Consider the following 25,427-nt stretch of genomic DNA (forward strand, 5'->3'; position numbering starts at 1 on the left):
CACCATGTTACGTCCTGTTCTGATGGCTGCGCTGTTGGCGGGTCTTGGCCTGTCGACTGCCCACGCGCAATTGCCCGAATCCGTCAGCCTGCTGCTGCGCAGCGCGAATATCCCCGAAGACGCCATGGGCGCCATCGTCTTGCGCGGCAACACCACCGTGCTGTCGCATGGCGCCGAGCGCAGCATGCAACCGGCCTCCACCATGAAGCTGGTGACGACGGCCGTGGGCCTGGAGCAACTGGGCCCCATCTTCCGCGGCCGCACGGAGTTGCGCACCAGCGCCGACGTCATCAATGGCGTGCTGAAGGGCGACTTGATCCTGCGCGGCGGCGCCGACACGGATTTCAATGCGGACGTGCTGGCGCACATGCTGCAAACCCTGCGCAACCAGGGCATCGTGAAAATCAAGGGCGACCTGATCCTCGACCGCCAGTTGTTCCAGCCGGCCCGGCCCGATATCGGCGCAGCGCCGTTCGATGAATCGGCCGAATTCCGCTACAACGTCATTCCCGATGCCTTATTACTGAACACCAATCTGATCGATATCAACATCAGTGCGACGGAACGGCAATTGAACTTCCAGATGCAGCCGCCGCTCGAGAACGTCAGCATCACGAGCGACATGAAACTGGTCAAGGGCAGTTGCGCCAGATGGGAAGATGGCTGGCGCCCGCCCGAATACCGGCGCGATGCGAGCGGCAAGCTGCAGGTGATCTTGCACGGCACCTTCCCGCAAAATTGCAGCAAGGCCACCAGCATCAATGTGCTTGATCGCAACGATTATGCGGACCGCTTGTTCCGCGCCACCTGGAAACGCCTGGGCGGCACGATCACGGGCACGGTGCGCGAAGCGCCGGCAACTGGCTTGCCGCCGACGGCCGAACCGGTCGGTACGCGCATGCTGGCCGACCATGTGGCGCGCGCCTTGCCGGAAGTCTTGCGCGATATCAACAAGACATCGGATAACACCCTGGCCCGCACCCTGTTCCTGAGCCTGGGCAGCTTGCAAAGCGATGGCTGGCTGGGCAGTCGCCCCGTGGCCATGGCGGCGCCGGAAGACACGGCCACGCGCGCGCGGCTAGTCATCCAGGAATGGTTCCAGCGACACCATATCGACACCCAGGGCATGCTGGTCGACAACGGTTCCGGTTTGTCGCGCACAGGGCGCATTACGCCAGCGCAAATGGCTGGCGTCTTGCAGGCGATGCAGCAAAGTCCGTGGGCGCCCGAGTTCCAGTCCAGCCTGCCCATCGTGGCGCTCGATGGCACCATGCGCAAGCGCCTGTTGAACAGTCCGGCCGCCGCGCGCGCCCGCATCAAGACGGGAACGTTAAAGAATGTGGTCGCCATCGCCGGCTACGTTCCCGACGCCAACAACCAGCTATGTGTGGTGGTCGCCATGATCAATAGCGACCTGGTGGGTAATGGCAACGGCCGCGCGGCCGTCGATGCGCTGATCGAGTGGGTGGCCAGGAGCGGCGTCACGCCGATGGTGGCTGGCCAATAAAAAGGAAGTAAAGGTAGAAAGGCAGCGCACAGCGCTGCTTTTTTTCGCCTGTCTGCCTGACAAGACAAACCACCAGACGAAAAAAAACCCGACCATTGCTGATCGGGTTTTTCTCTACTGCGAATAACAAGCCTGACGATAACCTACTTTCACACTGGTTGCAGCACTATCATCGGCGCAAAGTTGTTTCACGGTCCTGTTCGGGATGGGAAGGGGTGGGACCAACTTGCTATGGTCATCAGGCATAACTTGTACTGGCGTTTGTCCTCAATGGAGCACAAAGCCTGAATCTGGAAGAAGCAAAGATTGGGGTAATGACTGGTAGTATCAACACACACGCAACGTTGTACCGTCTTATCCTCTGTACCTGCTAAGGTTATAGGGACAAGCCGTACGGGCAATTAGTACTGGTTAGCTTAATGCATTACTGCACTTCCACACCCAGCCTATCAACGTCCTGGTCTCGAACGACCCTTCAAAGAGCTCAAGGCTCTGGGAAATCTCATCTCAAGGCAAGTTTCCCGCTTAGATGCTTTCAGCGGTTATCTCTTCCGAACTTAGCTACCCGGCAATGCCACTGGCGTGACAACCGGTACACCAGAGGTTCGTCCACTCCGGTCCTCTCGTACTAGGAGCAGCCCCCTTCAAATTTCCAACGCCCACGGCAGATAGGGACCAAACTGTCTCACGACGTTTTAAACCCAGCTCACGTACCACTTTAAATGGCGAACAGCCATACCCTTGGGACCGGCTACAGCCCCAGGATGTGATGAGCCGACATCGAGGTGCCAAACTCCCCCGTCGATATGAACTCTTGGGAGGAATCAGCCTGTTATCCCCAGAGTACCTTTTATCCGTTGAGCGATGGCCCTTCCATACAGAACCACCGGATCACTATGTCCTACTTTCGTACCTGCTCGACTTGTCAGTCTCGCAGTTAAGCACGCTTATGCCATTGCACTATCAACACGATGTCCGACCGTATCTAGCGTACCTTCGAACTCCTCCGTTACACTTTAGGAGGAGACCGCCCCAGTCAAACTGCCTACCATGCACTGTCCCCGATCCGGATAACGGACCAAGGTTAGAACCTCAAACAAACCAGGGTGGTATTTCAAGGTTGGCTCCACGAGAACTAGCGTCCCCGCTTCAAAGCCTCCCACCTATCCTACACAGATTGGTTCAAAGTCCAATGCAAAGCTACAGTAAAGGTTCATGGGGTCTTTCCGTCTAGCCGCGGGTAGATTGCATCATCACAAACATTTCAACTTCGCTGAGTCTCGGGAGGAGACAGTGTGGCCATCGTTACGCCATTCGTGCAGGTCGGAACTTACCCGACAAGGAATTTCGCTACCTTAGGACCGTTATAGTTACGGCCGCCGTTTACTGGGACTTCAATCAAGAGCTTGCACCCCATCATTTAATCTTCCAGCACCGGGCAGGCGTCACACCCTATACGTCCACTTTCGTGTTTGCAGAGTGCTGTGTTTTTATTAAACAGTCGCAGCCACCAGTTTATTGCAACCCTTTCACCCTTCCACAGTAAAGTGGTCAAGCTACCGGGGCGTACCTTTTCCCGAAGTTACGGTACCAATTTGCCGAGTTCCTTCTCCCGAGTTCTCTCAAGCGCCTTAGAATACTCATCTCGCCCACCTGTGTCGGTTTGCGGTACGGTCTCGTATGACTGAAGCTTAGAGGCTTTTCTTGGAACCACTTCCGATTGCTTCGTGCACAAGTGCACTCGTCTCAACCCCTTGAATTCCGCGCCCGGATTTGCCTAAGCGCCTTCTATGAGCCAAAAACCAACTATTCCAACAGTTGGACAACCTTCCGCGATCCGTCCCCCCATCGCATCATACGACGGTGCAGGAATATTAACCTGCTTCCCATCAGCTACGCATCTCTGCCTCGCCTTAGGGGCCGACTCACCCTGCTCCGATGAACGTTGAACAGGAAACCTTGGGCTTACGGCGTGGAGGCTTTTCACCCCCATTATCGCTACTCATGTCAGCATTCGCACTTCTGATACCTCCAGCATCCTTTACAAGACACCTTCGCAGGCTTACAGAACGCTCTCCTACCATATATATCTGTGATAAATCACAGAACAATATCCGCAGCTTCGGTGACTGGCTTAGCCCCGTTACATCTTCCGCGCAGGACGACTCGATCAGTGAGCTATTACGCTTTCTTTAAATGATGGCTGCTTCTAAGCCAACATCCTGACTGTTTTAGCCTTCCCACTTCGTTTTCCACTTAGCCAATCTTTGGGACCTTAGCTGGCGGTCTGGGTTGTTTCCCTCTTGACGCCGGACGTTAGCACCCGACGTCTGTCTCCCAAGCTCGCACTCATCGGTATTCGGAGTTTGCAATGGTTTGGTAAGTCGCAATGACCCCCTAGCCATAACAGTGCTCTACCCCCGATGGTGATACTTGAGGCACTACCTAAATAGTTTTCGGAGAGAACCAGCTATTTCCAAGTTTGTTTAGCCTTTCACCCCTACCCACAGCTCATCCCCTAATTTTTCAACATTAGTGGGTTCGGACCTCCAGGGCGTGTTACCGCACCTTCATCCTGGCCATGAGTAGATCACTTGGTTTCGGGTCTACACCCAGCGACTGATCGCCCTATTCGGACTCGATTTCTCTACGGCTTCCCTATGCGGTTAACCTTGCCACTGAATGTAAGTCGCTGACCCATTATACAAAAGGTACGCAGTCACGGAACAAGTCCGCTCCTACTGTTTGTATGCACACGGTTTCAGGATCTATTTCACTCCCCTTCCGGGGTTCTTTTCGCCTTTCCCTCACGGTACTGGTTCACTATCGGTCGATTACGAGTATTTAGCCTTGGAGGATGGTCCCCCCATATTCAGACAGGATGTCACGTGTCCCGCCCTACTTGTCGTACGCTTAGTACCACCGGTCTGATTTCGAATACGGGACTATCACCCGCTACGGTTCCTATTTCCAGAGGATTCTTCTATCAGTCCGACTATCACGTACAGGCTCTTCCCATTTCGCTCGCCGCTACTTTGGGAATCTCGGTTGATTTCTTTTCCTGCAGCTACTTAGATGTTTCAGTTCGCCGCGTTCGCCTTGCATACCTATGTATTCAGTATGCAATACCCTAAAAGGGTGGGTTGCCCCATTCGGAAATCTGCGGATCAAAGTGTGTTTGCTCACTCCCCGCAGCTTATCGCAAGCTACTACGTCCTTCATCGCCTGTAATCGCCAAGGCATCCACCATGTGCACTTATTCGCTTGTCCCTATAACGTTAGCCTCTGATTACCTAAATAATCAAAGAGCGCTACAGGGATAAGAAAGTACAACGTTGTTGCTTGTTTGTTGATACATACAATCATTACCCATCGATTCGCTTTTTACGGCAAACCGATCAATAAATAATCTTTACTTCTTCCAGATTGTTAAAGAACGAAACAGCTTTGATCGCTAAAAGATCAAACCTAAACCCAAGTCTTGTTGACTGGCTTACGTTTGCGCTTTCGAGTAAAACTTTGGTGGAGGATGACGGGATCGAACCGACGACCCCCTGCTTGCAAAGCAGGTGCTCTCCCAGCTGAGCTAATCCCCCTGAGATTTTACTAATTATCTGGTAGGGCTGGTTGGACTCGAACCAACGACCCCCGCGTTATCAACACGGTGCTCTAACCAGCTGAGCTACAGCCCCAACGCGGAACTACTACGACTACTGTTTCTTCTTAATTAAACAGCCGATAAGTGTGAACATTTGATGCGTGAATCATTTCTGATTCGTGCAAACTCTAGAAAGGAGGTGATCCAGCCGCACCTTCCGATACGGCTACCTTGTTACGACTTCACCCCAGTCACGAATCCTACCGTGGTAAGCGCCCTCCTTACGGTTAAGCTACCTACTTCTGGTAAAACCCGCTCCCATGGTGTGACGGGCGGTGTGTACAAGACCCGGGAACGTATTCACCGCGACATGCTGATCCGCGATTACTAGCGATTCCAACTTCATGCAGTCGAGTTGCAGACTACAATCCGGACTACGATACACTTTCTGCGATTAGCTCCCCCTCGCGGGTTGGCGGCGCTCTGTATGTACCATTGTATGACGTGTGAAGCCCTACCCATAAGGGCCATGAGGACTTGACGTCATCCCCACCTTCCTCCGGTTTGTCACCGGCAGTCTCATTAGAGTGCCCTTTCGTAGCAACTAATGACAAGGGTTGCGCTCGTTGCGGGACTTAACCCAACATCTCACGACACGAGCTGACGACAGCCATGCAGCACCTGTGTACTGGCTCTCTTTCGAGCACTCCCCAATCTCTCGGGGATTCCAGCCATGTCAAGGGTAGGTAAGGTTTTTCGCGTTGCATCGAATTAATCCACATCATCCACCGCTTGTGCGGGTCCCCGTCAATTCCTTTGAGTTTTAATCTTGCGACCGTACTCCCCAGGCGGTCTACTTCACGCGTTAGCTGCGTTACCAAGTCAATTAAGACCCGACAACTAGTAGACATCGTTTAGGGCGTGGACTACCAGGGTATCTAATCCTGTTTGCTCCCCACGCTTTCGTGCATGAGCGTCAATCTTGACCCAGGGGGCTGCCTTCGCCATCGGTGTTCCTCCACATATCTACGCATTTCACTGCTACACGTGGAATTCTACCCCCCTCTGCCAGATTCTAGCCTTGCAGTCTCCAATGCAATTCCCAGGTTGAGCCCGGGGATTTCACATCAGACTTACAAAACCGCCTGCGCACGCTTTACGCCCAGTAATTCCGATTAACGCTTGCACCCTACGTATTACCGCGGCTGCTGGCACGTAGTTAGCCGGTGCTTATTCTTCAGGTACCGTCATTAGCAAGAGATATTAGCCCTCACCGTTTCTTCCCTGACAAAAGAGCTTTACAACCCGAAGGCCTTCTTCACTCACGCGGCATTGCTGGATCAGGCTTTCGCCCATTGTCCAAAATTCCCCACTGCTGCCTCCCGTAGGAGTCTGGACCGTGTCTCAGTTCCAGTGTGGCTGGTCGTCCTCTCAGACCAGCTACTGATCGATGCCTTGGTAGGCTTTTACCCTACCAACTAGCTAATCAGATATCGGCCGCTCCACGAGCATGAGGTCTTGCGATCCCCCACTTTCATCCTTAGATCGTATGCGGTATTAGCGTAACTTTCGCTACGTTATCCCCCACTCTAGGGTACGTTCCGATATATTACTCACCCGTTCGCCACTCGCCACCAGAGCAAGCTCCGTGCTGCCGTTCGACTTGCATGTGTAAGGCATGCCGCCAGCGTTCAATCTGAGCCAGGATCAAACTCTTCAGTTTAATCTCTGTTTAATGTCATTTCTGACAGGTCGGACAGTATCACTACCATCCAAATCTTTTGCATTGCAAAAGATTTGCTCACTCAAAAAACTGACAGGCTACTTCCGAAGAAGTATCCTATTTCATTATTTCTTGTGAACATTTGATATATTTTAAGTTAGACGCCAATCCGAAGATTGACGCTGCACTTACATCAAATGCCCACACTTATCGACTGTTAATTGTTAAAGAACTGTATTCGGTTACTGTTTTCGCGCCATCGACAAAGCGTTGTGTTTGTCAGCTGCGAAGAAGAAAGAGTATGAAGCATTTCGCTACGTCCGTCAACCTTCTTTTTTACTACCCTCACCGTTTCCAGTGATCCCGTTGTTTCGCAAACTGCAGCGTCTCATTGGGGAGGCGAACTATAGCAAAGCTATACGCAGGCAGCAAGGTTTATTCTAAGAAAGTGTGAAATTTATTATTCAATGGCCTATCGCTATCAAATTGACCAGGTAAGACCATTCAGAATGCCCTGCTGCCCGCTTGTGCTTGTCTATTAGAGGACATATTCATTACATCTGTACCTGGTGGTGCCGGCCAAGCAGCTGCGCCAACGCCAAACAAAACCAGCAGACGAAAAAAAACCCGACCATTGCTGATCGGGTTTTTCTCTACTGCGAATAACAAGCCTGACGATAACCTACTTTCACACTGGTTGCAGCACTATCATCGGCGCAAAGTTGTTTCACGGTCCTGTTCGGGATGGGAAGGGGTGGGACCAACTTGCTATGGTCATCAGGCATAACTTGTACTGGCATTTGTCCTCTGTGGAGCGACAAAGCCTGAATCTGGAAGAAGCAAAGATTGGGGTAATGACTGGTAGTATCAACACACACGCAACGTTGTACCGTCTTATCCTCTGTACCTGCTAAGGTTATAGGGACAAGCCGTACGGGCAATTAGTACTGGTTAGCTTAATGCATTACTGCACTTCCACACCCAGCCTATCAACGTCCTGGTCTCGAACGACCCTTCAAAGAGCTCAAGGCTCTGGGAAATCTCATCTCAAGGCAAGTTTCCCGCTTAGATGCTTTCAGCGGTTATCTCTTCCGAACTTAGCTACCCGGCAATGCCACTGGCGTGACAACCGGTACACCAGAGGTTCGTCCACTCCGGTCCTCTCGTACTAGGAGCAGCCCCCTTCAAATTTCCAACGCCCACGGCAGATAGGGACCAAACTGTCTCACGACGTTTTAAACCCAGCTCACGTACCACTTTAAATGGCGAACAGCCATACCCTTGGGACCGGCTACAGCCCCAGGATGTGATGAGCCGACATCGAGGTGCCAAACTCCCCCGTCGATATGAACTCTTGGGAGGAATCAGCCTGTTATCCCCAGAGTACCTTTTATCCGTTGAGCGATGGCCCTTCCATACAGAACCACCGGATCACTATGTCCTACTTTCGTACCTGCTCGACTTGTCAGTCTCGCAGTTAAGCACGCTTATGCCATTGCACTATCAACACGATGTCCGACCGTATCTAGCGTACCTTCGAACTCCTCCGTTACACTTTAGGAGGAGACCGCCCCAGTCAAACTGCCTACCATGCACTGTCCCCGATCCGGATAACGGACCAAGGTTAGAACCTCAAACAAACCAGGGTGGTATTTCAAGGTTGGCTCCACGAGAACTAGCGTCCCCGCTTCAAAGCCTCCCACCTATCCTACACAGATTGGTTCAAAGTCCAATGCAAAGCTACAGTAAAGGTTCATGGGGTCTTTCCGTCTAGCCGCGGGTAGATTGCATCATCACAAACATTTCAACTTCGCTGAGTCTCGGGAGGAGACAGTGTGGCCATCGTTACGCCATTCGTGCAGGTCGGAACTTACCCGACAAGGAATTTCGCTACCTTAGGACCGTTATAGTTACGGCCGCCGTTTACTGGGACTTCAATCAAGAGCTTGCACCCCATCATTTAATCTTCCAGCACCGGGCAGGCGTCACACCCTATACGTCCACTTTCGTGTTTGCAGAGTGCTGTGTTTTTATTAAACAGTCGCAGCCACCAGTTTATTGCAACCCTTTCACCCTTCCACAGTAAAGTGGTCAAGCTACCGGGGCGTACCTTTTCCCGAAGTTACGGTACCAATTTGCCGAGTTCCTTCTCCCGAGTTCTCTCAAGCGCCTTAGAATACTCATCTCGCCCACCTGTGTCGGTTTGCGGTACGGTCTCGTATGACTGAAGCTTAGAGGCTTTTCTTGGAACCACTTCCGATTGCTTCGTGCACAAGTGCACTCGTCTCAACCCCTTGAATTCCGCGCCCGGATTTGCCTAAGCGCCTTCTATGAGCCAAAAACCAACTATTCCAACAGTTGGACAACCTTCCGCGATCCGTCCCCCCATCGCATCATACGACGGTGCAGGAATATTAACCTGCTTCCCATCAGCTACGCATCTCTGCCTCGCCTTAGGGGCCGACTCACCCTGCTCCGATGAACGTTGAACAGGAAACCTTGGGCTTACGGCGTGGAGGCTTTTCACCCCCATTATCGCTACTCATGTCAGCATTCGCACTTCTGATACCTCCAGCATCCTTTACAAGACACCTTCGCAGGCTTACAGAACGCTCTCCTACCATATATATCTGTGATAAATCACAGAACAATATCCGCAGCTTCGGTGACTGGCTTAGCCCCGTTACATCTTCCGCGCAGGACGACTCGATCAGTGAGCTATTACGCTTTCTTTAAATGATGGCTGCTTCTAAGCCAACATCCTGACTGTTTTAGCCTTCCCACTTCGTTTTCCACTTAGCCAATCTTTGGGACCTTAGCTGGCGGTCTGGGTTGTTTCCCTCTTGACGCCGGACGTTAGCACCCGACGTCTGTCTCCCAAGCTCGCACTCATCGGTATTCGGAGTTTGCAATGGTTTGGTAAGTCGCAATGACCCCCTAGCCATAACAGTGCTCTACCCCCGATGGTGATACTTGAGGCACTACCTAAATAGTTTTCGGAGAGAACCAGCTATTTCCAAGTTTGTTTAGCCTTTCACCCCTACCCACAGCTCATCCCCTAATTTTTCAACATTAGTGGGTTCGGACCTCCAGGGCGTGTTACCGCACCTTCATCCTGGCCATGAGTAGATCACTTGGTTTCGGGTCTACACCCAGCGACTGATCGCCCTATTCGGACTCGATTTCTCTACGGCTTCCCTATATGGTTAACCTTGCCACTGAATGTAAGTCGCTGACCCATTATACAAAAGGTACGCAGTCACGGAACAAGTCCGCTCCTACTGTTTGTATGCACACGGTTTCAGGATCTATTTCACTCCCCTTCCGGGGTTCTTTTCGCCTTTCCCTCACGGTACTGGTTCACTATCGGTCGATTACGAGTATTTAGCCTTGGAGGATGGTCCCCCCATATTCAGACAGGATGTCACGTGTCCCGCCCTACTTGTCGTACGCTTAGTATCACCGGTCCGATTTCACATACGGGGCTATCACCCACTATGGCTCCTATTTCCAGAGGATTCTGTTATCGGTCCGACTATCACGTACAGGCTCTTCCCATTTCGCTCGCCGCTACTTTGGGAATCTCGGTTGATTTCTTTTCCTGCAGCTACTTAGATGTTTCAGTTCGCCGCGTTCGCCTTGCATACCTATGTATTCAGTATGCAATACCCTAAAAGGGTGGGTTGCCCCATTCGGAAATCTGCGGATCAAAGTGTGTTTGCTCACTCCCCGCAGCTTATCGCAAGCTACTACGTCCTTCATCGCCTGTAATCGCCAAGGCATCCACCATGTGCACTTATTCGCTTGTCCCTATAACGTTAGCCTCTCATCATTTGCATAATGAAAGAGCGCTACAGGGATAAGAAAGTACAACGTTATTGCTTGTTTGTTGATACATACAATCATTACCCATCGATTCGCTTTTTACGGCAAACCGATCAATAAATAATCTTTACTTCTTCCAGATTGTTAAAGAACATACAGCACTTGATCTCGAAAAGACCAAACCTAAATCCCGGTGTTGAATTCAACACTGATTTACGTTTGAACTTTTGGTGGAGGATGACGGGATCGAACCGACGACCCCCTGCTTGCAAAGCAGGTGCTCTCCCAGCTGAGCTAATCCCCCTATGGGTATTTCCAGACTACAGAAACTGGTAGGGCTGGTTGGACTCGAACCAACGACCCCCGCGTTATCAACACGGTGCTCTAACCAGCTGAGCTACAGCCCCAAATGCTGTTCTTTATATTAACAGCCGATAAGTGTGAACATTTGATGCGTGAATCATTTCTGATTCGTGCAAACTCTAGAAAGGAGGTGATCCAGCCGCACCTTCCGATACGGCTACCTTGTTACGACTTCACCCCAGTCACGAATCCTACCGTGGTAAGCGCCCTCCTTGCGGTTAAGCTACCTACTTCTGGTAAAACCCGCTCCCATGGTGTGACGGGCGGTGTGTACAAGACCCGGGAACGTATTCACCGCGACATGCTGATCCGCGATTACTAGCGATTCCAACTTCATGCAGTCGAGTTGCAGACTACAATCCGGACTACGATACACTTTCTGCGATTAGCTCCCCCTCGCGGGTTGGCGGCGCTCTGTATGTACCATTGTATGACGTGTGAAGCCCTACCCATAAGGGCCATGAGGACTTGACGTCATCCCCACCTTCCTCCGGTTTGTCACCGGCAGTCTCATTAGAGTGCCCTTTCGTAGCAACTAATGACAAGGGTTGCGCTCGTTGCGGGACTTAACCCAACATCTCACGACACGAGCTGACGACAGCCATGCAGCACCTGTGTACTGGTTCTCTTTCGAGCACTCCCCAATCTCTCGGGGATTCCAGCCATGTCAAGGGTAGGTAAGGTTTTTCGCGTTGCATCGAATTAATCCACATCATCCACCGCTTGTGCGGGTCCCCGTCAATTCCTTTGAGTTTTAATCTTGCGACCGTACTCCCCAGGCGGTCTACTTCACGCGTTAGCTGCGTTACCAAGTCAATTAAGACCCGACAACTAGTAGACATCGTTTAGGGCGTGGACTACCAGGGTATCTAATCCTGTTTGCTCCCCACGCTTTCGTGCATGAGCGTCAATCTTGACCCAGGGGGCTGCCTTCGCCATCGGTGTTCCTCCACATATCTACGCATTTCACTGCTACACGTGGAATTCTACCCCCCTCTGCCAGATTCTAGCCTTGCAGTCTCCAATGCAATTCCCAGGTTGAGCCCGGGGATTTCACATCAGACTTACAAAACCGCCTGCGCACGCTTTACGCCCAGTAATTCCGATTAACGCTTGCACCCTACGTATTACCGCGGCTGCTGGCACGTAGTTAGCCGGTGCTTATTCTTCAGGTACCGTCATTAGCAAGAGATATTAGCTCTCACCGTTTCTTCCCTGACAAAAGAGCTTTACAACCCGAAGGCCTTCTTCACTCACGCGGCATTGCTGGATCAGGCTTTCGCCCATTGTCCAAAATTCCCCACTGCTGCCTCCCGTAGGAGTCTGGACCGTGTCTCAGTTCCAGTGTGGCTGGTCGTCCTCTCAGACCAGCTACTGATCGATGCCTTGGTAGGCTTTTACCCTACCAACTAGCTAATCAGATATCGGCCGCTCCACGAGCATGAGGTCTTGCGATCCCCCACTTTCATCCTTAGATCGTATGCGGTATTAGCGTAACTTTCGCTACGTTATCCCCCACTCTAGGGTACGTTCCGATATATTACTCACCCGTTCGCCACTCGCCACCAGAGCAAGCTCCGTGCTGCCGTTCGACTTGCATGTGTAAGGCATGCCGCCAGCGTTCAATCTGAGCCAGGATCAAACTCTTCAGTTTAATCTCTGTTACTTTGCCATTTTATTGGCACCGTCTTGCGACGGGTCGCTCACTCAAAAAACTGACAGGCTACTTCCGAAGAAGTATCCTATTTCATTATTTCTTGTGAACATTTGATATATTTTAAGTTAGACGCCAATCCGAAGATTGACGCTGCACTTACATCAAATGCCCACACTTATCGACTGTTAATTGTTAAAGAACTGTATTCGGTTACTGCTTTCGCGCTATCGACAAAGCGTTGTGTTTGTCAGCTGCGAAGAAGGAAGAGTATGAAGCATTTCGCTACGTCCGTCAACTCCTTCTTTTTGCTACATCGCCGTTTCCGGTGATCCTCAACTGCCGCATTTGACTGCGTCTCATTGGGGAGGCGAACTATAGCAAAGCGCCCCCGTAGTAGCAAGGCTTTTCCGGGGTATTTGCGGCCAACTGCTACAATTTCGCCCCCTCAGCGCAAATCCGCGTCCATACATAGAAGATTCACCATGAAACAACAAGCTCAAGGATCAGGCCTGACCCTGAAACGGGCTGGCTTTACCACTGGCTTCGGCGTGCTCGCCGCCACCCTCGGTTCCGCAGTCGGTCTCGGCAACATCTGGAAGTTCCCCTACCTGACGGGCGCCAACGGTGGCGCCGGCTTCCTGCTCATCTATCTGCTCGCTACCTTATTAGTGGGACTGCCCGTGATGATCGCGGAAATCACCTTGGGGCGCCGCGCCAAGGTCAATCCCATTTCCACCATGGAAAAGCTGGCACCAAAGGGCAAACCCTGGTGGCTGGTCGGCGTGATCGGCATGGTGGCCGCCTTCCTGATCGTCGCGTTCTACTCGGAAGTGGTCGGCTGGGTGTTTGCGTATATCGCCAAGGCCATCGATGGCTCCATCCTCAGCAGCGACAAGCGCGTGACGGAAGCGGCCTTCGCTTCGCTGATCAGCAATCCCCTGCAATCGCTATTCTGGCAATGGGGCGTGCTGCTGTTTATCGGCGGCATCTTGATGCTGGGCGTGACCAAGGGCATCGAGGCGATCGCCAAGAAACTCATGCCGCTGCTGTTCCTGCTGCTGCTCCTGCTGTGCGCGGTCAGCCTGTCGCTCGACAAAGCGGCCGAAGGACTGGCTTTTCTGTTCCGTCCTGATTTTTCCAAGCTGACAGCCTCCGTCGTGCTGACGGCCATGGGCCTGGCCTTCTTTAAATTGTCCGTTGGCATGGGCACGATGATGACCTACGGCAGCTATTTCCGCGACGACCAGAATATCCCCGTGACAACCCTGCGCGTGATGGCGGCCGACCTCGGCGTCTCCATGCTGGCCGGCATCGCCATCTTCCCCGCCGTGTTCACATTTGGTTTCGCCCCCAGCGCGGGACCGTCGCTGGTGTTCATCACGATTCCCGCCGTGTTCTCGCAAATTCCCATGGGACAAGCGCTGATGGTGGTGTTCTTCATCCTGGCCGCCGTCGCCGCTACCGGGGCGATGCTGTCCCTGATGGAAGTGCCCGTAGTGATTTTCCATGAACGCTTTGGCTGGACCCGCACCAGGGCTACCGTCGTGACCATGCTGCTGCTGGCAGTGCTCGGTTCCGTCTGCGCGCTGAGTAACAGCACCCTGGCAGACTTCAAGCTGTTTAATTTGAATATGTTTGATCTGTTCGACTTCGTCTCGTCGAATATCTTCCTTCCGGTTGGCGGGATCGCGATTGCCTTGTTTACCGGCTGGGCCTGGGGCAAGCAGCATTTCATCGATGCGATCAGCAATCACGGCCAGCTGCAGAACAGAAAACTGGCGCATGTGCTGCTGTTCCTGCTGCGCTTTGTCTCGCCCGTATTGATCCTGATCGTGATGCTGAAAGGCCTGAAGGCCTTCTAATCAGAGTACCCGGGTGTAGGTCTGGCGCACCAGCACCCGGTCGCCGCAATCAAAATGCCACCATTCGCTGTTGATGCCGAAAAAGCCCGCCTGGAACATGGCGTCGCGCAACAATCGGCGATGTTCCACGTGCTGCTGCGTAATTTCTCCCTTTTCCAGCAAAATCAGCTCCAGCGCCGGGTGCGAGCGCTCACTCAAGTCGTCAAACCCCGTGCCCATGTCCAGTTCCTGCCCGTCCGGGCCGACGATGGTGATGTCGAGCGCCATGCCGAACGAATGGATCGAGCCGCGCGACGGCTCGGCGATGTAGCCGAGCAACTCCGTTCCCTGCAGCGCGTCCCACAGTTGCTGCTGCACCCGCTGCGGACGCAGGGCATCGAGCACCAATAGATGATGATCGGGCCGCCGCGCGGCCAGCCAGGCCACGGCCTGTTCCAGTGCTGCGGCCGCGTCGCGGTGCAACCAGGCGCAATCGATGGGGCTGTATAAGTCGCGGCCGACGAAATTGTCGGGCGTGGCATAGCGCAAGTCAACGGCGATGCCGGCGATGCTGCTCAGGTGGCGAAATTGCGGATCGCTGCTCACCGCTTCCAATTGCAAACTTGCAACAGACATCAGACTCCTCTTTCCAGGCAATTACGCGCCGCCACGCCGATGCTATCGGCCAGGCGCCGCGCGCCATGCGACAGCGGCGAGTGGCTCGCCGTCAATAAATACAGTTGGATGGGGATCGTGGGCGCCCAAGGACGGCGCTGCAGCCGCTCGGGCGAGCCGGACGCGGCCGTAAACGGGTCGACCACGGCCATGCCGGCGCCCGCTTCCACCAGAGAACGCGCGATTTGATAAGTCTGCACCACGGTGGAAAACACGGGGTGGATATCCTGCGCTTCGCAGGCGGCAACGACCAGTTCGCCCAGTGGATCGTTGTCAGCATGGCCGATCAGCTCGCCATTCAGGCCATGCGCCGTCAAGGGCGTGCCGCAATCGGCCGCGCGCCAGGTACCGGCCGGGGCGATCACCGTCATGACGCCCTGCGCGATCGGTTCGGCCACGATGCCCGGATGGCGCGGGTCTTGCAGCGACACGGCCAGGTCCGCTTCACCGAGGCGTAAGGTATTGACGATCTCGCCCGTGTGGTGTGTAGCCAACTGGCAACGCGTGTGGGGAAAGTCGCGCCGCCACTCCGTCATGGCAAACGGCAAGACGCTGATGGCAATCGTCGGCGTGGAAACCAAACGGATGGTTTCCACCGCGTGGCCCTTCAGGCTGGCCGCCAGGCGGCGGATACCCAATAAGTCGCGGTTGAGCTTTTCCGTCTCGACAAACAAGCGGTGCGCCTCGGGCTTCGGGTACAACTTGCCCCGTACGCGCTCGAACAGCGGCATGCCGAGTTGCAACTCGCAATGCTGCAAGACCTTGGTTACGGCCGGTTGCGAGATATGCAGCACCTGGGCGGCGCCGCTGATGGTGCCAACTTGCATGATGGCGTGAAACACTTCGATATGACGCAGCCGCATGAGCTATTCCTTTACCTTGCCGTGGCCGCCTGGGCCGTCAACGTTCAGCATATAAGAAAAAGTCATGGGCTGGAACGGCCATGCTACTTTGCAACAACAGCTGGGGCCGCTGGGGCTGGCGTCGTCAGCACTTCCAACAGGGCCGCCGTTTCGCCATCAGGCGTGCCGTCGAACAAGGTGTTGCGGTATTTCATCTGGAAGGCGATCAGCACATTGCGCGTCGCTTCATCAAACACACCCGTATTCGGCGTCGCATAGCCGTGCTGGGCCAGCTTTTTCTGGAACCAGACGGCATCCGGCACTTGCTGCTCAAAAATGATTCGCTGCGCGGCCACGCGGTTCGCATCGGGCCAGACGATCAGGCCCGCATCGGCCAGCTGGCGCCATGGGAACAGCGGACCCGGATCCTGCTTGCGCTGCGGGGCGATTTCGTTATGACCGAGGATATTTTCCGGTGCGATGTTGTAACGGGCCTGTATATCTTTCAGCAGCGGAATCAGCTCATCGATCTGCGCCTGCGGGAAGGGATACCAGAGGCGGCCTTCCGGCGTGTCCTTGTAGCCGGGATTGACGATCTCGATGCCGATCGAGCTGACATTCAACTGTGTATAAGTCTTCCAGTTACTCACACCCGCGTGATTGGCCTGACGCGATTCGTCGACCAGCACGTAAAACTTCGGCTTGTCCGTGTCCGTCAGCAAATAATGGCTGCTGACCACTTGTTCCGTCAGGATCTTGATCGAGCGGGGCAGGTCGCTGACCGTGTAATGGATGACGATGAATTTCACGCGCGGGCTCTGGCTGCGCGCCGTCAGGCTATGGTCGAGGTGCGGCGCGGGCGTGGTACAGGCGGAGAGCAGGGCCACCAGCAGGGCGAGGGCGATTTTTTTCATGAAATATCCATGTTCGGGTTAATAAAATAGTCAGTTCTTGCCAGTACGCTGGCTGGCTGCCCGGGCTGCCAGCTTGGCCGCAGCCTCATGCGCACGAGCAACTTTTTGCTCCATCATCAACGATACCGGCAAAGCAGCGCGCATGGCAACCGCAATGGCCGGGTGCAACTGCGCCGCGCGGCCCGCCAGCACCACGGGACGGGGACCGTAGCGCGTCGTCAGGGCCAGCGCCAGACGCGCCAGTTCCTGTCCCGCGCGCTGCAAGATGTCCAGCGCCAGCGGGTCGGTATCCGCACTGGCGGCCACGGCCAGCGCCAGCCGGCCGATGGCGCCCCGGTCCTGACCATACATAAAGGCGCGCGACAATGACCAGTCGCTGCCGCCCAGTTGCGCAAATACGGCCCCGGCCATGGGAGACCCTTGCCAGCTGCCGGGCGCCTCGTCTTCGCGGCGCCAGATGTGGCGCAAGGCTTCGCGCGCGATCCAGTAACCGCCGCCGCCATCGTCGAGCAACACGCCGCGCCCGCCTGCGCGGTGAAACACGCCATCCGCATCGATCCAGGCGGCAATCGAACCCGTGCCAGCGTAGACCAGATAACCTTCGCCTGGTTCAAAACTGTCGCGATAGGCAATGTCGATATCGTTGCCCAAGCGGACATCAACGGCTTCCAGCGCCAGCAACTCCGCCAGCATGTACGCCAGCGCCACATCATCGCCGCCAAAGCCAGTCAAGCCCGCCACCACGGCACGCGGTTGGCCGACGGCCAGCACAGCCTGAGACAGTTTCGCAAACGTGGCGTGCACGGCTGCGCGGCCCGCATCGCTGCTCATTTGCAAGGCAGACAAGCCTTCCACGGCCCCGTCGGCCACGATGGCGCCATCGGCGGTGGCCAGCGCCCAGCGCGTCTGCGTGCCGCCCGCGTCGATGCCCAGCCCGAGCACGGCAGTGTCAGTATTAATTGCAGGGAAGGAAATCATGGCATGAGTGTAAAGCCAAGCGGAGCTTGCAGGCATGAAAGCTTGCGCATGTTTCATGCCTGCAGGTTATGGATTGCCGGTGAGCCGGCAAAGTTACTTGGCGGGGGCCGTAAACGGTTCGCGCACGGTGACGCGGGGGCTTTCATTGCCGAGACGGTCCACGGCGCTGACCACCACCGCGTTGACTTTACCGGTGGCATCGTCGACCAGGGTCAGTTCGCCCTGCACGCCCGTGACGACCGTGAAGCGCCAGTCTTCGCCATAGCGGGCCCAGACGGCGTATTGCGCCACGGGTTTGCCGCCGCCCGACGTCAACTTGACATTCAGGCTGGTGGAATCGCGGCGCAGGGCCAGCACAGGCGTGCCCGGTGCTTCCTTGCCCAGCCACGGTGTGGCGGGAATCAGCGCAGGGCTTTGATACACGGTCGCCTTGAGTTGCTCGCTGACACCCTTGCGGTTCTGCATCAGGGGCACCATGCTGAAATGCACTTGTCCATTCGCGCCGGGCCGCGTGCGCGTCACTTCGATCTGCTTGATGATCTCTTGCGGCGTAAAGGATTTGGCGGAATTGTCGATGCGGCTCGTGTACAGGCCTGGCCACACGTGGCGGCCATACGGGTTTTGCGCCAGCCAGTAGTCGAGCAGCACGCCAAACGCTTGCGGCGCCTGCGCCACGGGCCAGTACAACTGCGGCGACAGGTAATCGAGCCAGCCCTTGGCCAGCCACAATTCCGCATCCGCATACAATTTATCGTACTGGCTGAAGCCGACGATGCCGGCAGGGCGGCGGTCCGGACGACCGATGCCGAAGGGGCTGATGCCAAAACGCACCCAGCTCTTTTCGCGGTGGATGCCTGTATACAAGGCTTCGATCAGCTGGTTGACGTTCTGGCGGCGCCAGGAAGGGCGATCCAGCTGGCCGCCAGCCAGCAGATATTGCTGCCAGGACGGTTCATCGGGGAAAGGCAATTCGCGCTTGGCGCCGCCATTGCCCGCGTCCAGTGCGGCTGTTTCCGCACCGGCACCGGCGCCAGGCGCATCGATCGGGTATGGATAAAAGTAATCGTCGATGTGCACGCCATCGATATCGTAGCGGCGCACCACGTCGAGCACCACATCCGTCGTGTGCTTGGAAGCGGCGGCGTCGCCCGGATCCATCCACAGGTAGCGGCCGTATTGCTTGACGGACGCCGGGTTGGTGGAAGCGAAACTGTCGCGCGCCAGCGGCGACTTGGCCGTCGCGTGACGGGCACGGTAGGGATTGAACCAGGCGTGCAATTCCAGGCCGCGCGCATGCGCCTGCGCTACCCAGAAGGCCAGCGGGTCATACATCGGCAATGGCGGTTGGCCTTGCTTGCCGGTCAGGTATTCCGACCACGGTTCCAGTTGCGACGGATAAATCGTGTCGGCGCTGGGCCGCACCTGCAGCACAATCGCGTTCAGATTCAAGGACTTGGCGCGGTCGAGAATGGCGATCGCCTCAGCTTGCTGCTTAGCGACAGGCAAATTGCTGCGGCTGGGCCAGTCGATATTGGCGACCGTCGACACCCAGGCGGCGCGGAACTCGCGCGGCGCGGGCGGCGGCACTTCGCCCGTGATGTGCTGCACGGGCGACACGGCCGGCAAACCCGCTTCGCCCAGCGTCACTGCGGACGGCAGCTTGGTGCTGGTACAGCTGCTGAGCAAAGTGGCGGTGGCCAGCGCGGCCAATACGCCGGCGCTGGCGCCCAGGCATTTTTTGAAAGTAGACAACAAAACAATTCCTTGCAGTGGTAAAGCGCAGGTCTATCGGTGCGGGCATTTTACTGTGCGCCCGCCATCCTTGCGGGCGCACGGTTCAAAAGAATCAGGCCTCGGCCTTCTTGCCGAATTCCGGATCGATCTTGACCAGCGCGGCCATGATGAAAGCAGGAATGGTGGCGATGCAAACCCAGATGAAGAAGTGCTGGTAGCCGAGCATTTGCTGTATCCAGCCGCTGGCCATGCCCGGCAACATCATGCCCAGGGCCATGAAGCCCGTGCAAATGGCGTAATGGGCCGTTTTATGCGCGCCATCGGAGACCATGATCATGTACAACATGTACGAAGCGAAACCGAAGCCATAGCCAAATTGCTCCAGCGCAATACCCCCGGCGATCACATAGATGCTGCTGGGCAAGGCGCTGGCCAGGTAAACAAAGACCAGGTCGGGCAAGTGGACGGACAGCACCATGATCCATAAACAGCGTTTCAAGCCGAAGCGGGAAATGATGAATCCGCCCAGCAAGCCGCCCAGCGTCAGGGCGATCACGCCGATAGTGCCGTAAACGAGGCCCACCTGTTCCGTGCTCAGGCCCAGGCCGCCCTTGGCGACAGGGTCTAGCAGGAAGGGTGCCGCCAGCTTCAACAGTTGCGCTTCGCCGAGGCGGAACAGCAGCAAAAAGCCCAGGATGACGAAAATATCCTTCTTCTTGAAGAACGAAGCAAAGGTGGCGACGAATTCCTGCAACGGAGAAACACCGGCGCCCTGGATGCTGGGGCGGTCATCCTTCGGCTTGGGCAAGACAAAATAGTGGTACAGGAAGAGGGCGATGAACAGTCCTGCCAGAATGGCGAACACGACGGACCAGGCCAGTTGCACATTGCCCGTCGCATGCGTCAGATAGCCGGCCAGATACACGAGGCCGCCCTGGCCCGCGATCATCGCCAGGCGATAGAAAGTGCTGCGTACGCCGACAAAGGCCGCCTGCTGGTGCTCTTCCAGTCCCAGCATGTAAAAGCCGTCGGCGGCGATGTCATGCGTGGCGGAACTGAAGGCCATCAGCCAGAAGATGGCCAGGCTGATCTGGAAAAAGTGGGGCAAGGACGTCGTCAGGGCCACCAGCGCCAGCGCGGCGCCGATCACCAGCTGCAAGCCGACGATCCAGAAGCGCTTGGTGCGGTACATGTCGATAAAGGGCGACCACAGGGGCTTGATGACCCAGGGCAAGTACAACCAGCTGGTATACAGCGCGATATCCGTATTGCTGAAACCATAATTCTTGTACATGATCACGGACAAGGTCATGACCACTACATAGGGAATGCCCTGGCCGAAATACAGGGAAGGGATCCACAGCCACGGCTTGTTCGTGCGCACCGGGGCGGTTTGTTTCACTAGCTCCATACATCCTTCTTTGTCTCCCAGACAGAAGAATGCCGCGCCATCGGATCACGCCGCCAGTGCCGCCCGCACACTGCCGTCCGCGCCGGCCAACAATGCCTGTGCCTGGTTTGTGTTGATTTTTTTGATCAAGGCAACAATCGCCACCTTGACGTGAAATTGGCATTGCTCCAGCACGGTCCTGGCCTGCACTTCGCTGGCACCGGTGGCATGCATGGTCAGACGCACAGCCCGCCAGATCAGCTTGGCGTTGGTCGGCTTCAAGTCTACCATCAAGTTTCCGTAAGTCTTGTGCAAACCCACCATCAGCGCGCTGGAAATCGTATTCAGGGTGATTTTTTGCGCCGTGCCCGCCTTCAGACGGGTGCTGCCAGAAATGACTTCCATACCCGTGTCGAGCACGATACCGCATTGCGCCTCGTGTGCCACGGGGGCATCCACATTGTTGGCGATGCCTATCGTCAAGGCGCCCACCTTGCGCGCGGCCAGCAAGGCGCCCAGCACATACGGCGTGGCACCGGAGGCGGCCAGCAGGATCACCACATCATTGACCTGCGGCTGCAGGGCCAGCAAATCCTTCTCACCTTGCGATAAATCATCTTCGGCCCCTTCGACTGCCGTAAACATCGCGCCCGCGCCGCCGGCCAGGATGGCGACGGCCCGCTCGGGCGGCCAGGAAAACGTAGGATTCAATTCAACGCTGTCGAGCACGCCCAAGCGGCCGGACGTGCCCGCGCCCACGTACAGCAGGCGTCCGCCGGCCGCGATGCGGGGCAGGGCGGCCGTGATGGCGGCAGCGATGTCGGGCGACGCCAGCCGCACGGCTTCGACGGCCCAGAACTGGTCATCGACCAGCGCCGCCACCAGTTGCTCCACCGGATACAAGTCCAGGTCCGGATGCCGCCGGCTCGGGGTTTCAGTTTTCAACATGATTTCAGAACATGGTTGAACGTGAAACCAGTTTAATACCAACGGGCGAGATCAACCATGAAAGGATGGCGCACGGGCATAACGGGCGTTTATGGCTGGCGCAGGAGCGTGGCGTACTACTTGTACTTCGATACGCCCCCGTTTGTGTCTATACTTCCGTTCGACGCCAACATCCACGACAAGCCCCATGATCGCTCGCCAATTGCTGTTCCTGTTTAGCGCCCTGGGCGCCATCAACGGCATTTTCCTGGCCGTCTATTTTTTCAGCCGTCGGCCTCGCTGCCTGGCCGACTGCATGCTCGGTGCATTGCTGCTTGCCGTCGGGGTGCGCACCGCCAAATCCGCCTTCCTCTACTTCAACCCGGCGATCGCCATCGAATTCCGCCAGCTGGGCCTGTCGGCTTGCCTGCTGATCGGTCCCCTGACCTATCTCTATGTGCACTCTTTCATCGCCGGGCGCGCGCAACTGCCTGCCAGCCAGCAATGGCGCTGGCATCTCGGCCTGTCCTTCCTGATCATTGGCATAGGCGTTGCCTTTCCGTATTCCGCATATCGTTCCGTGTGGGACCTGTCGAGTCATGCCATTCATGTGTTCTGGCTAGGCTACCTGCTGGCGGCCGCCAGCTTGCTCTGGCAAAGCCGCCATGCATGGCTGAACGACGGACAGCGGATGGCGACCAGCAGCGTGCTCCTGCTGAGCGTCTTTGCCGGCAGCGGTGTCATGCTGGCGGCGTACGCGAGCACGCCGTTCACGTCCTATATTGTCGGCGCCTTGTCGTTCACCTTCTCGCTGCATGTGGCGGTCATGGTCTTTCTGCTGAGAAAAGAAACCTCGACGCCTGCCGATCTGAGGCAGAAATACCAGCATAGCCGCCTGACGCACGAAGATGGGCTTGTCGTGCTCGCTGCGCTGGAACAACAAATGAGCGGGCAACAATCCTATCTGAATCCGAACCTGACCCTGGCCCAACTGGCCAAGCGGGCGGGATGCACGCAGGCGCAGGTATCGCAGGTGCTCAATGACAAGCTGAGCAAGAGCTTCACTACCTACGTCAACGAATACCGTATCGCCGAAGCGAAACAGGTATTGACGGACGAACCGCAACTGAACATGGATATCGTTGCCGAGCGCTGCGGGTTCAATTCCAGTTCCACCTTCTACTCGACCTTCAAGAAAGTTGCTGGGCAAACACCCGCCAGCTTCCGCGCCCAATCCAGCCAGGCGACCAGGGCCATTTCCGCGTAAAACCACTCCGGAATCGCCATTCCGGAGTCTGAAATCCTGTTTGGCGACATCAATTCCCCTGCATTTCGATAACTTATCGACCAACAACGATCTGCAATAGTCGTTGCTCCGATAAACGCAGTTCTTCATTCAGGGTAAAGTCATGATTCAGTTTTTATTGCGAACGGTACTCGCCTGTTGCTTGCTAAGCATCACCGCCGTCGGCACCGCCGCAACCGCAGACCAGGACGAAAATGCCGTCCGGGAAACCGTGGGCTTGTATCTGCATGGCACCAGCTTCAACGTACAGGACGAAATCAACCAGGCCTTCCAAGCGAATTCCCGCCTTTACCTCGACGGCAAAAACGATACCGAATGGGAGTTGAGCGGTCCGGAATACGCCAAACTCTTTAGCGAGGAGAAAAAAGGGCAATTCAATGGGCGCCACGGACGGCTGATCAAAGTGGATGTCAGCGGCAAGGTGGCCACCGCCAAGGCCGAGATCCACATTCCCCAGCAAGGGGTCCGTTACGTGGATGTCTTTCTTTTGAAAAAGATCGCCGGCAACTGGAAGATCATCAGCAAGTCGGCCCATCGCGAGCCAGCAGCTCCGCGCCACGCACGCAAGGTGCTGCTGGTGGTGTCGAATGTGCATCAATATCCGGGCACAAAAATTAATGCAGGCAATAATTTCCCCGAACTGGCCTATACCTATGATGCCTTTCGCAAAGCAGGGTACGCGGTCGACTTCGTCAGTCCCGAGGGGGGCGCCATTCCCCTGGAAATGATCGTCACGTCGGACGCGCTGCTCAAGAAGTACCTGTACGACAGTGATTTCATGTGGGCACTGGCCCATACCAGGCCCGTCGCCGAGGTCAAGGCAGACGAGTACGCGGGCATGGCTTTCGTCGGCGGCGGCGCGGCCATCGTCGGCATCCCGGAAAACAAGCCGCTGCAGGACATCGCCTTGCGTATCTACGAACAACAAGGCGGGGTGATCGCGGCCATCTGCCATGGCACCGAGGGCATCAAGAACCTGAAGCTCAGTGACGGTACTTTCCTGATCCAGGGCAAGACGCTCACCTCGTTCCCCGATGCGTATCTCAACAAGGAATCGCCGGTATACAAGGCCTATCCCTTTTCGGCGGAAGCCAGCATCAAGCGCCATGGCGGCATTTTCAGGCACGGCGCCAATGGCAAGAGTCACGTCGAGGTCGATGGCCGGCTGGTGACCGGCATGAGCTGGGAGTCGTCCGTCGGCGTGGCGGAATCCATGATCCGCCTGCTCGAACAGTAGATTTATGGAGCGCGGCGCATTTCCGCCACAAAATCGTAATGATCGCTGCGGCAATACGAATGCGTCAGTTCCACCGCTTCGCCCGACTCCAGGTAGGCGATGCGCGTGATGAACAGCACGGCCTGGCCATCGGGGATGCCCAGTTGCTTGGCCAGCACATCCGTCGCATTCATGGCGCGGATGTGCTGCAAGGCGCGCACGGGGGACTTCTTGATGCTGCTCAAGTATTCATACAGCGAGTCACCCATGGCGGCCGGGTCCGGCACCACGCTGAAGGGCAGCACGCTCACTTCATACGCCATCACGACGTCGTCAGCCAGGCGCAGGCGCTCGAGGCGCGCCACTTTCGTATTCTGCGCCAAGCCCAGGCTCAGCTGTTCATCGCTGCTGGCGATGACGACTTCGCGCTTGAGCCAGCGCGAGCCGGGGCGGTAGCCGCGCTGCTGCAGCTGCTCGGAAAAGCTCGACAGGTTCGACAGCGGCTGCTCGATGCGCGGGGCAATATAGTTGCCCGAACCGCGGCGGCGCACGACGAGACCTTGCTCGACGAGCTGGTCGATGGCCTTGCGGGCAGTCACGCGCGATACGTCAAGCAGTTCGGACAGGGTACGTTCAGATGGCAGGGCCTGGTCTACCTGGTAGCGGCCGTTGCGTACGTCATCGCTCAGCTTGCGGGCGATCTGCATATATAAAGGCGAATTGTCATTTAAATCGACCTTGAGTTCTACGCTGGTCTGGCTCATACAGTTCTCCTTGTCCTCCTAGTGTAATAGCGATGGCGCTTGCGCGTAGCCCGTCCACCCATGAATAAATGGAAAATGACCATAAATAACGGTTATACACTTAAAAAAACAATGTTTTACCGTACGTATAGCTTTGCATTATAGATAAATAAGCAATTTTCATTAGC

Annotated in this window: 12 protein-coding genes, 4 tRNA genes and 6 rRNA genes; 4 read left to right on the top strand and 18 right to left on the bottom strand. The window is 55.9% G+C overall.

Features of this window, described 5'->3' with window-relative positions; translation table 11 throughout:
- Nucleotides 1–4 precede the first annotated feature (4 nt).
- Nucleotides 5–1,507 (top strand): D-alanyl-D-alanine carboxypeptidase/D-alanyl-D-alanine endopeptidase, encoded by a 1,503-nt coding sequence (dacB, locus tag AC3IQ7_RS00810; protein ID WP_489208093.1) that lies wholly within the window; start codon nucleotides 5–7, stop codon nucleotides 1,505–1,507.
- Nucleotides 1,508–1,637: 130 nt separating this feature from the next.
- Here the strand turns inward: dacB and rrf (AC3IQ7_RS00815) are convergent.
- The 10 genes from rrf (AC3IQ7_RS00815) to AC3IQ7_RS00860 form a co-directional block, all read right to left on the bottom strand.
- Nucleotides 1,638–1,750, bottom strand: a 5S ribosomal RNA gene (rrf, locus tag AC3IQ7_RS00815).
- 137 nt (nucleotides 1,751–1,887) lie between these two features.
- Nucleotides 1,888–4,777: ribosomal RNA gene (locus tag AC3IQ7_RS00820) — 23S ribosomal RNA — on the bottom strand.
- A 250-nt stretch (nucleotides 4,778–5,027) separates the two neighbouring features.
- Nucleotides 5,028–5,103, bottom strand: a tRNA-Ala gene (locus AC3IQ7_RS00825).
- A 19-nt stretch (nucleotides 5,104–5,122) separates the two neighbouring features.
- Nucleotides 5,123–5,199 (bottom strand) — tRNA-Ile (locus AC3IQ7_RS00830).
- Nucleotides 5,200–5,297: 98 nt separating this feature from the next.
- Nucleotides 5,298–6,828, bottom strand: a 16S ribosomal RNA gene (locus AC3IQ7_RS00835).
- Nucleotides 6,829–7,497: 669 nt separating this feature from the next.
- A 5S ribosomal RNA gene (rrf, locus tag AC3IQ7_RS00840) occupies nucleotides 7,498–7,610 on the bottom strand.
- Nucleotides 7,611–7,748: 138 nt separating this feature from the next.
- Nucleotides 7,749–10,638 (bottom strand): 23S ribosomal RNA (locus AC3IQ7_RS00845).
- 243 nt (nucleotides 10,639–10,881) lie between these two features.
- Nucleotides 10,882–10,957 (bottom strand) — tRNA-Ala (locus AC3IQ7_RS00850).
- A 26-nt stretch (nucleotides 10,958–10,983) separates the two neighbouring features.
- Nucleotides 10,984–11,060, bottom strand: a tRNA-Ile gene (locus AC3IQ7_RS00855).
- A 79-nt stretch (nucleotides 11,061–11,139) separates the two neighbouring features.
- Nucleotides 11,140–12,670 (bottom strand): 16S ribosomal RNA (locus tag AC3IQ7_RS00860).
- The 16S, 23S and 5S rRNA genes sit together here with 4 tRNA genes alongside, the layout of an rRNA operon.
- Nucleotides 12,671–13,155: 485 nt before the next feature.
- On the opposite strand from AC3IQ7_RS00860, the gene AC3IQ7_RS00865 reads away from it, so the two are divergent.
- Nucleotides 13,156–14,535: a sodium-dependent transporter gene (locus AC3IQ7_RS00865; protein ID WP_489208094.1), complete on the top strand. Its 1,380-nt coding sequence runs from the start codon at nucleotides 13,156–13,158 to the stop codon at nucleotides 14,533–14,535.
- Here the strand turns inward: AC3IQ7_RS00865 and AC3IQ7_RS00870 are convergent, their stop codons facing one another.
- From AC3IQ7_RS00870 to AC3IQ7_RS00900, 7 genes are all read right to left on the bottom strand, one after another.
- The gene (locus AC3IQ7_RS00870) at nucleotides 14,536–15,150 is read right to left on the bottom strand and encodes a M15 family metallopeptidase (RefSeq protein WP_322429010.1); all 615 of its coding nucleotides are present in this window, start codon (nucleotides 15,148–15,150) and stop codon (nucleotides 14,536–14,538) included.
- Complete coding sequence (locus AC3IQ7_RS00875; RefSeq protein ID WP_099377586.1) at nucleotides 15,150–16,052, bottom strand: LysR family transcriptional regulator; 903 nt, start codon at nucleotides 16,050–16,052, stop codon at nucleotides 15,150–15,152. The genes AC3IQ7_RS00870 and AC3IQ7_RS00875 overlap by 1 nt, the downstream gene beginning before the upstream one ends.
- Nucleotides 16,053–16,135: 83 nt before the next feature.
- Nucleotides 16,136–16,945: an N-acetylmuramoyl-L-alanine amidase gene (locus AC3IQ7_RS00880; RefSeq protein WP_489208095.1), complete on the bottom strand. Its 810-nt coding sequence runs from the start codon at nucleotides 16,943–16,945 to the stop codon at nucleotides 16,136–16,138.
- 30 nt (nucleotides 16,946–16,975) lie between these two features.
- Nucleotides 16,976–17,923: an N-acetylglucosamine kinase gene (locus AC3IQ7_RS00885; protein ID WP_489208096.1), complete on the bottom strand. Its 948-nt coding sequence runs from the start codon at nucleotides 17,921–17,923 to the stop codon at nucleotides 16,976–16,978.
- A gap of 93 nt (nucleotides 17,924–18,016) precedes the next feature.
- Nucleotides 18,017–19,678, bottom strand: coding sequence for a glycoside hydrolase family 10-like protein (locus AC3IQ7_RS00890; protein ID WP_489208097.1), 1,662 nt, complete (start codon nucleotides 19,676–19,678; stop codon nucleotides 18,017–18,019).
- A gap of 91 nt (nucleotides 19,679–19,769) precedes the next feature.
- The gene (locus AC3IQ7_RS00895) at nucleotides 19,770–21,068 is read right to left on the bottom strand and encodes an MFS transporter (RefSeq protein ID WP_322429014.1); all 1,299 of its coding nucleotides are present in this window, start codon (nucleotides 21,066–21,068) and stop codon (nucleotides 19,770–19,772) included.
- 45 nt (nucleotides 21,069–21,113) lie between these two features.
- Nucleotides 21,114–21,995, bottom strand: a complete 882-nt coding sequence (locus AC3IQ7_RS00900; RefSeq protein ID WP_489208098.1) for an N-acetylmuramic acid 6-phosphate etherase — start codon at nucleotides 21,993–21,995, stop codon at nucleotides 21,114–21,116.
- 187 nt (nucleotides 21,996–22,182) lie between these two features.
- Between AC3IQ7_RS00900 and AC3IQ7_RS00905 the strand changes: the two genes are divergently transcribed.
- A complete protein-coding gene (locus AC3IQ7_RS00905; RefSeq protein ID WP_489208100.1) occupies nucleotides 22,183–23,241 on the top strand; it encodes a helix-turn-helix transcriptional regulator in 1,059 nt (352 codons plus the stop codon).
- A gap of 142 nt (nucleotides 23,242–23,383) precedes the next feature.
- Complete coding sequence (locus AC3IQ7_RS00910) at nucleotides 23,384–24,517, top strand: nuclear transport factor 2 family protein (protein WP_489208101.1); 1,134 nt, start codon at nucleotides 23,384–23,386, stop codon at nucleotides 24,515–24,517.
- Nucleotides 24,518–24,519: 2 nt separating this feature from the next.
- On the opposite strand, the gene AC3IQ7_RS00915 is transcribed toward AC3IQ7_RS00910, so the two are convergent.
- A complete protein-coding gene (locus tag AC3IQ7_RS00915) occupies nucleotides 24,520–25,260 on the bottom strand; it encodes a GntR family transcriptional regulator (protein ID WP_099377594.1) in 741 nt (246 codons plus the stop codon).
- Between the last annotated feature and the right edge of the window lie 167 nt (nucleotides 25,261–25,427).

The sequence above is a fragment of the Janthinobacterium sp. GL_088 genome, from assembly GCF_057837845.1.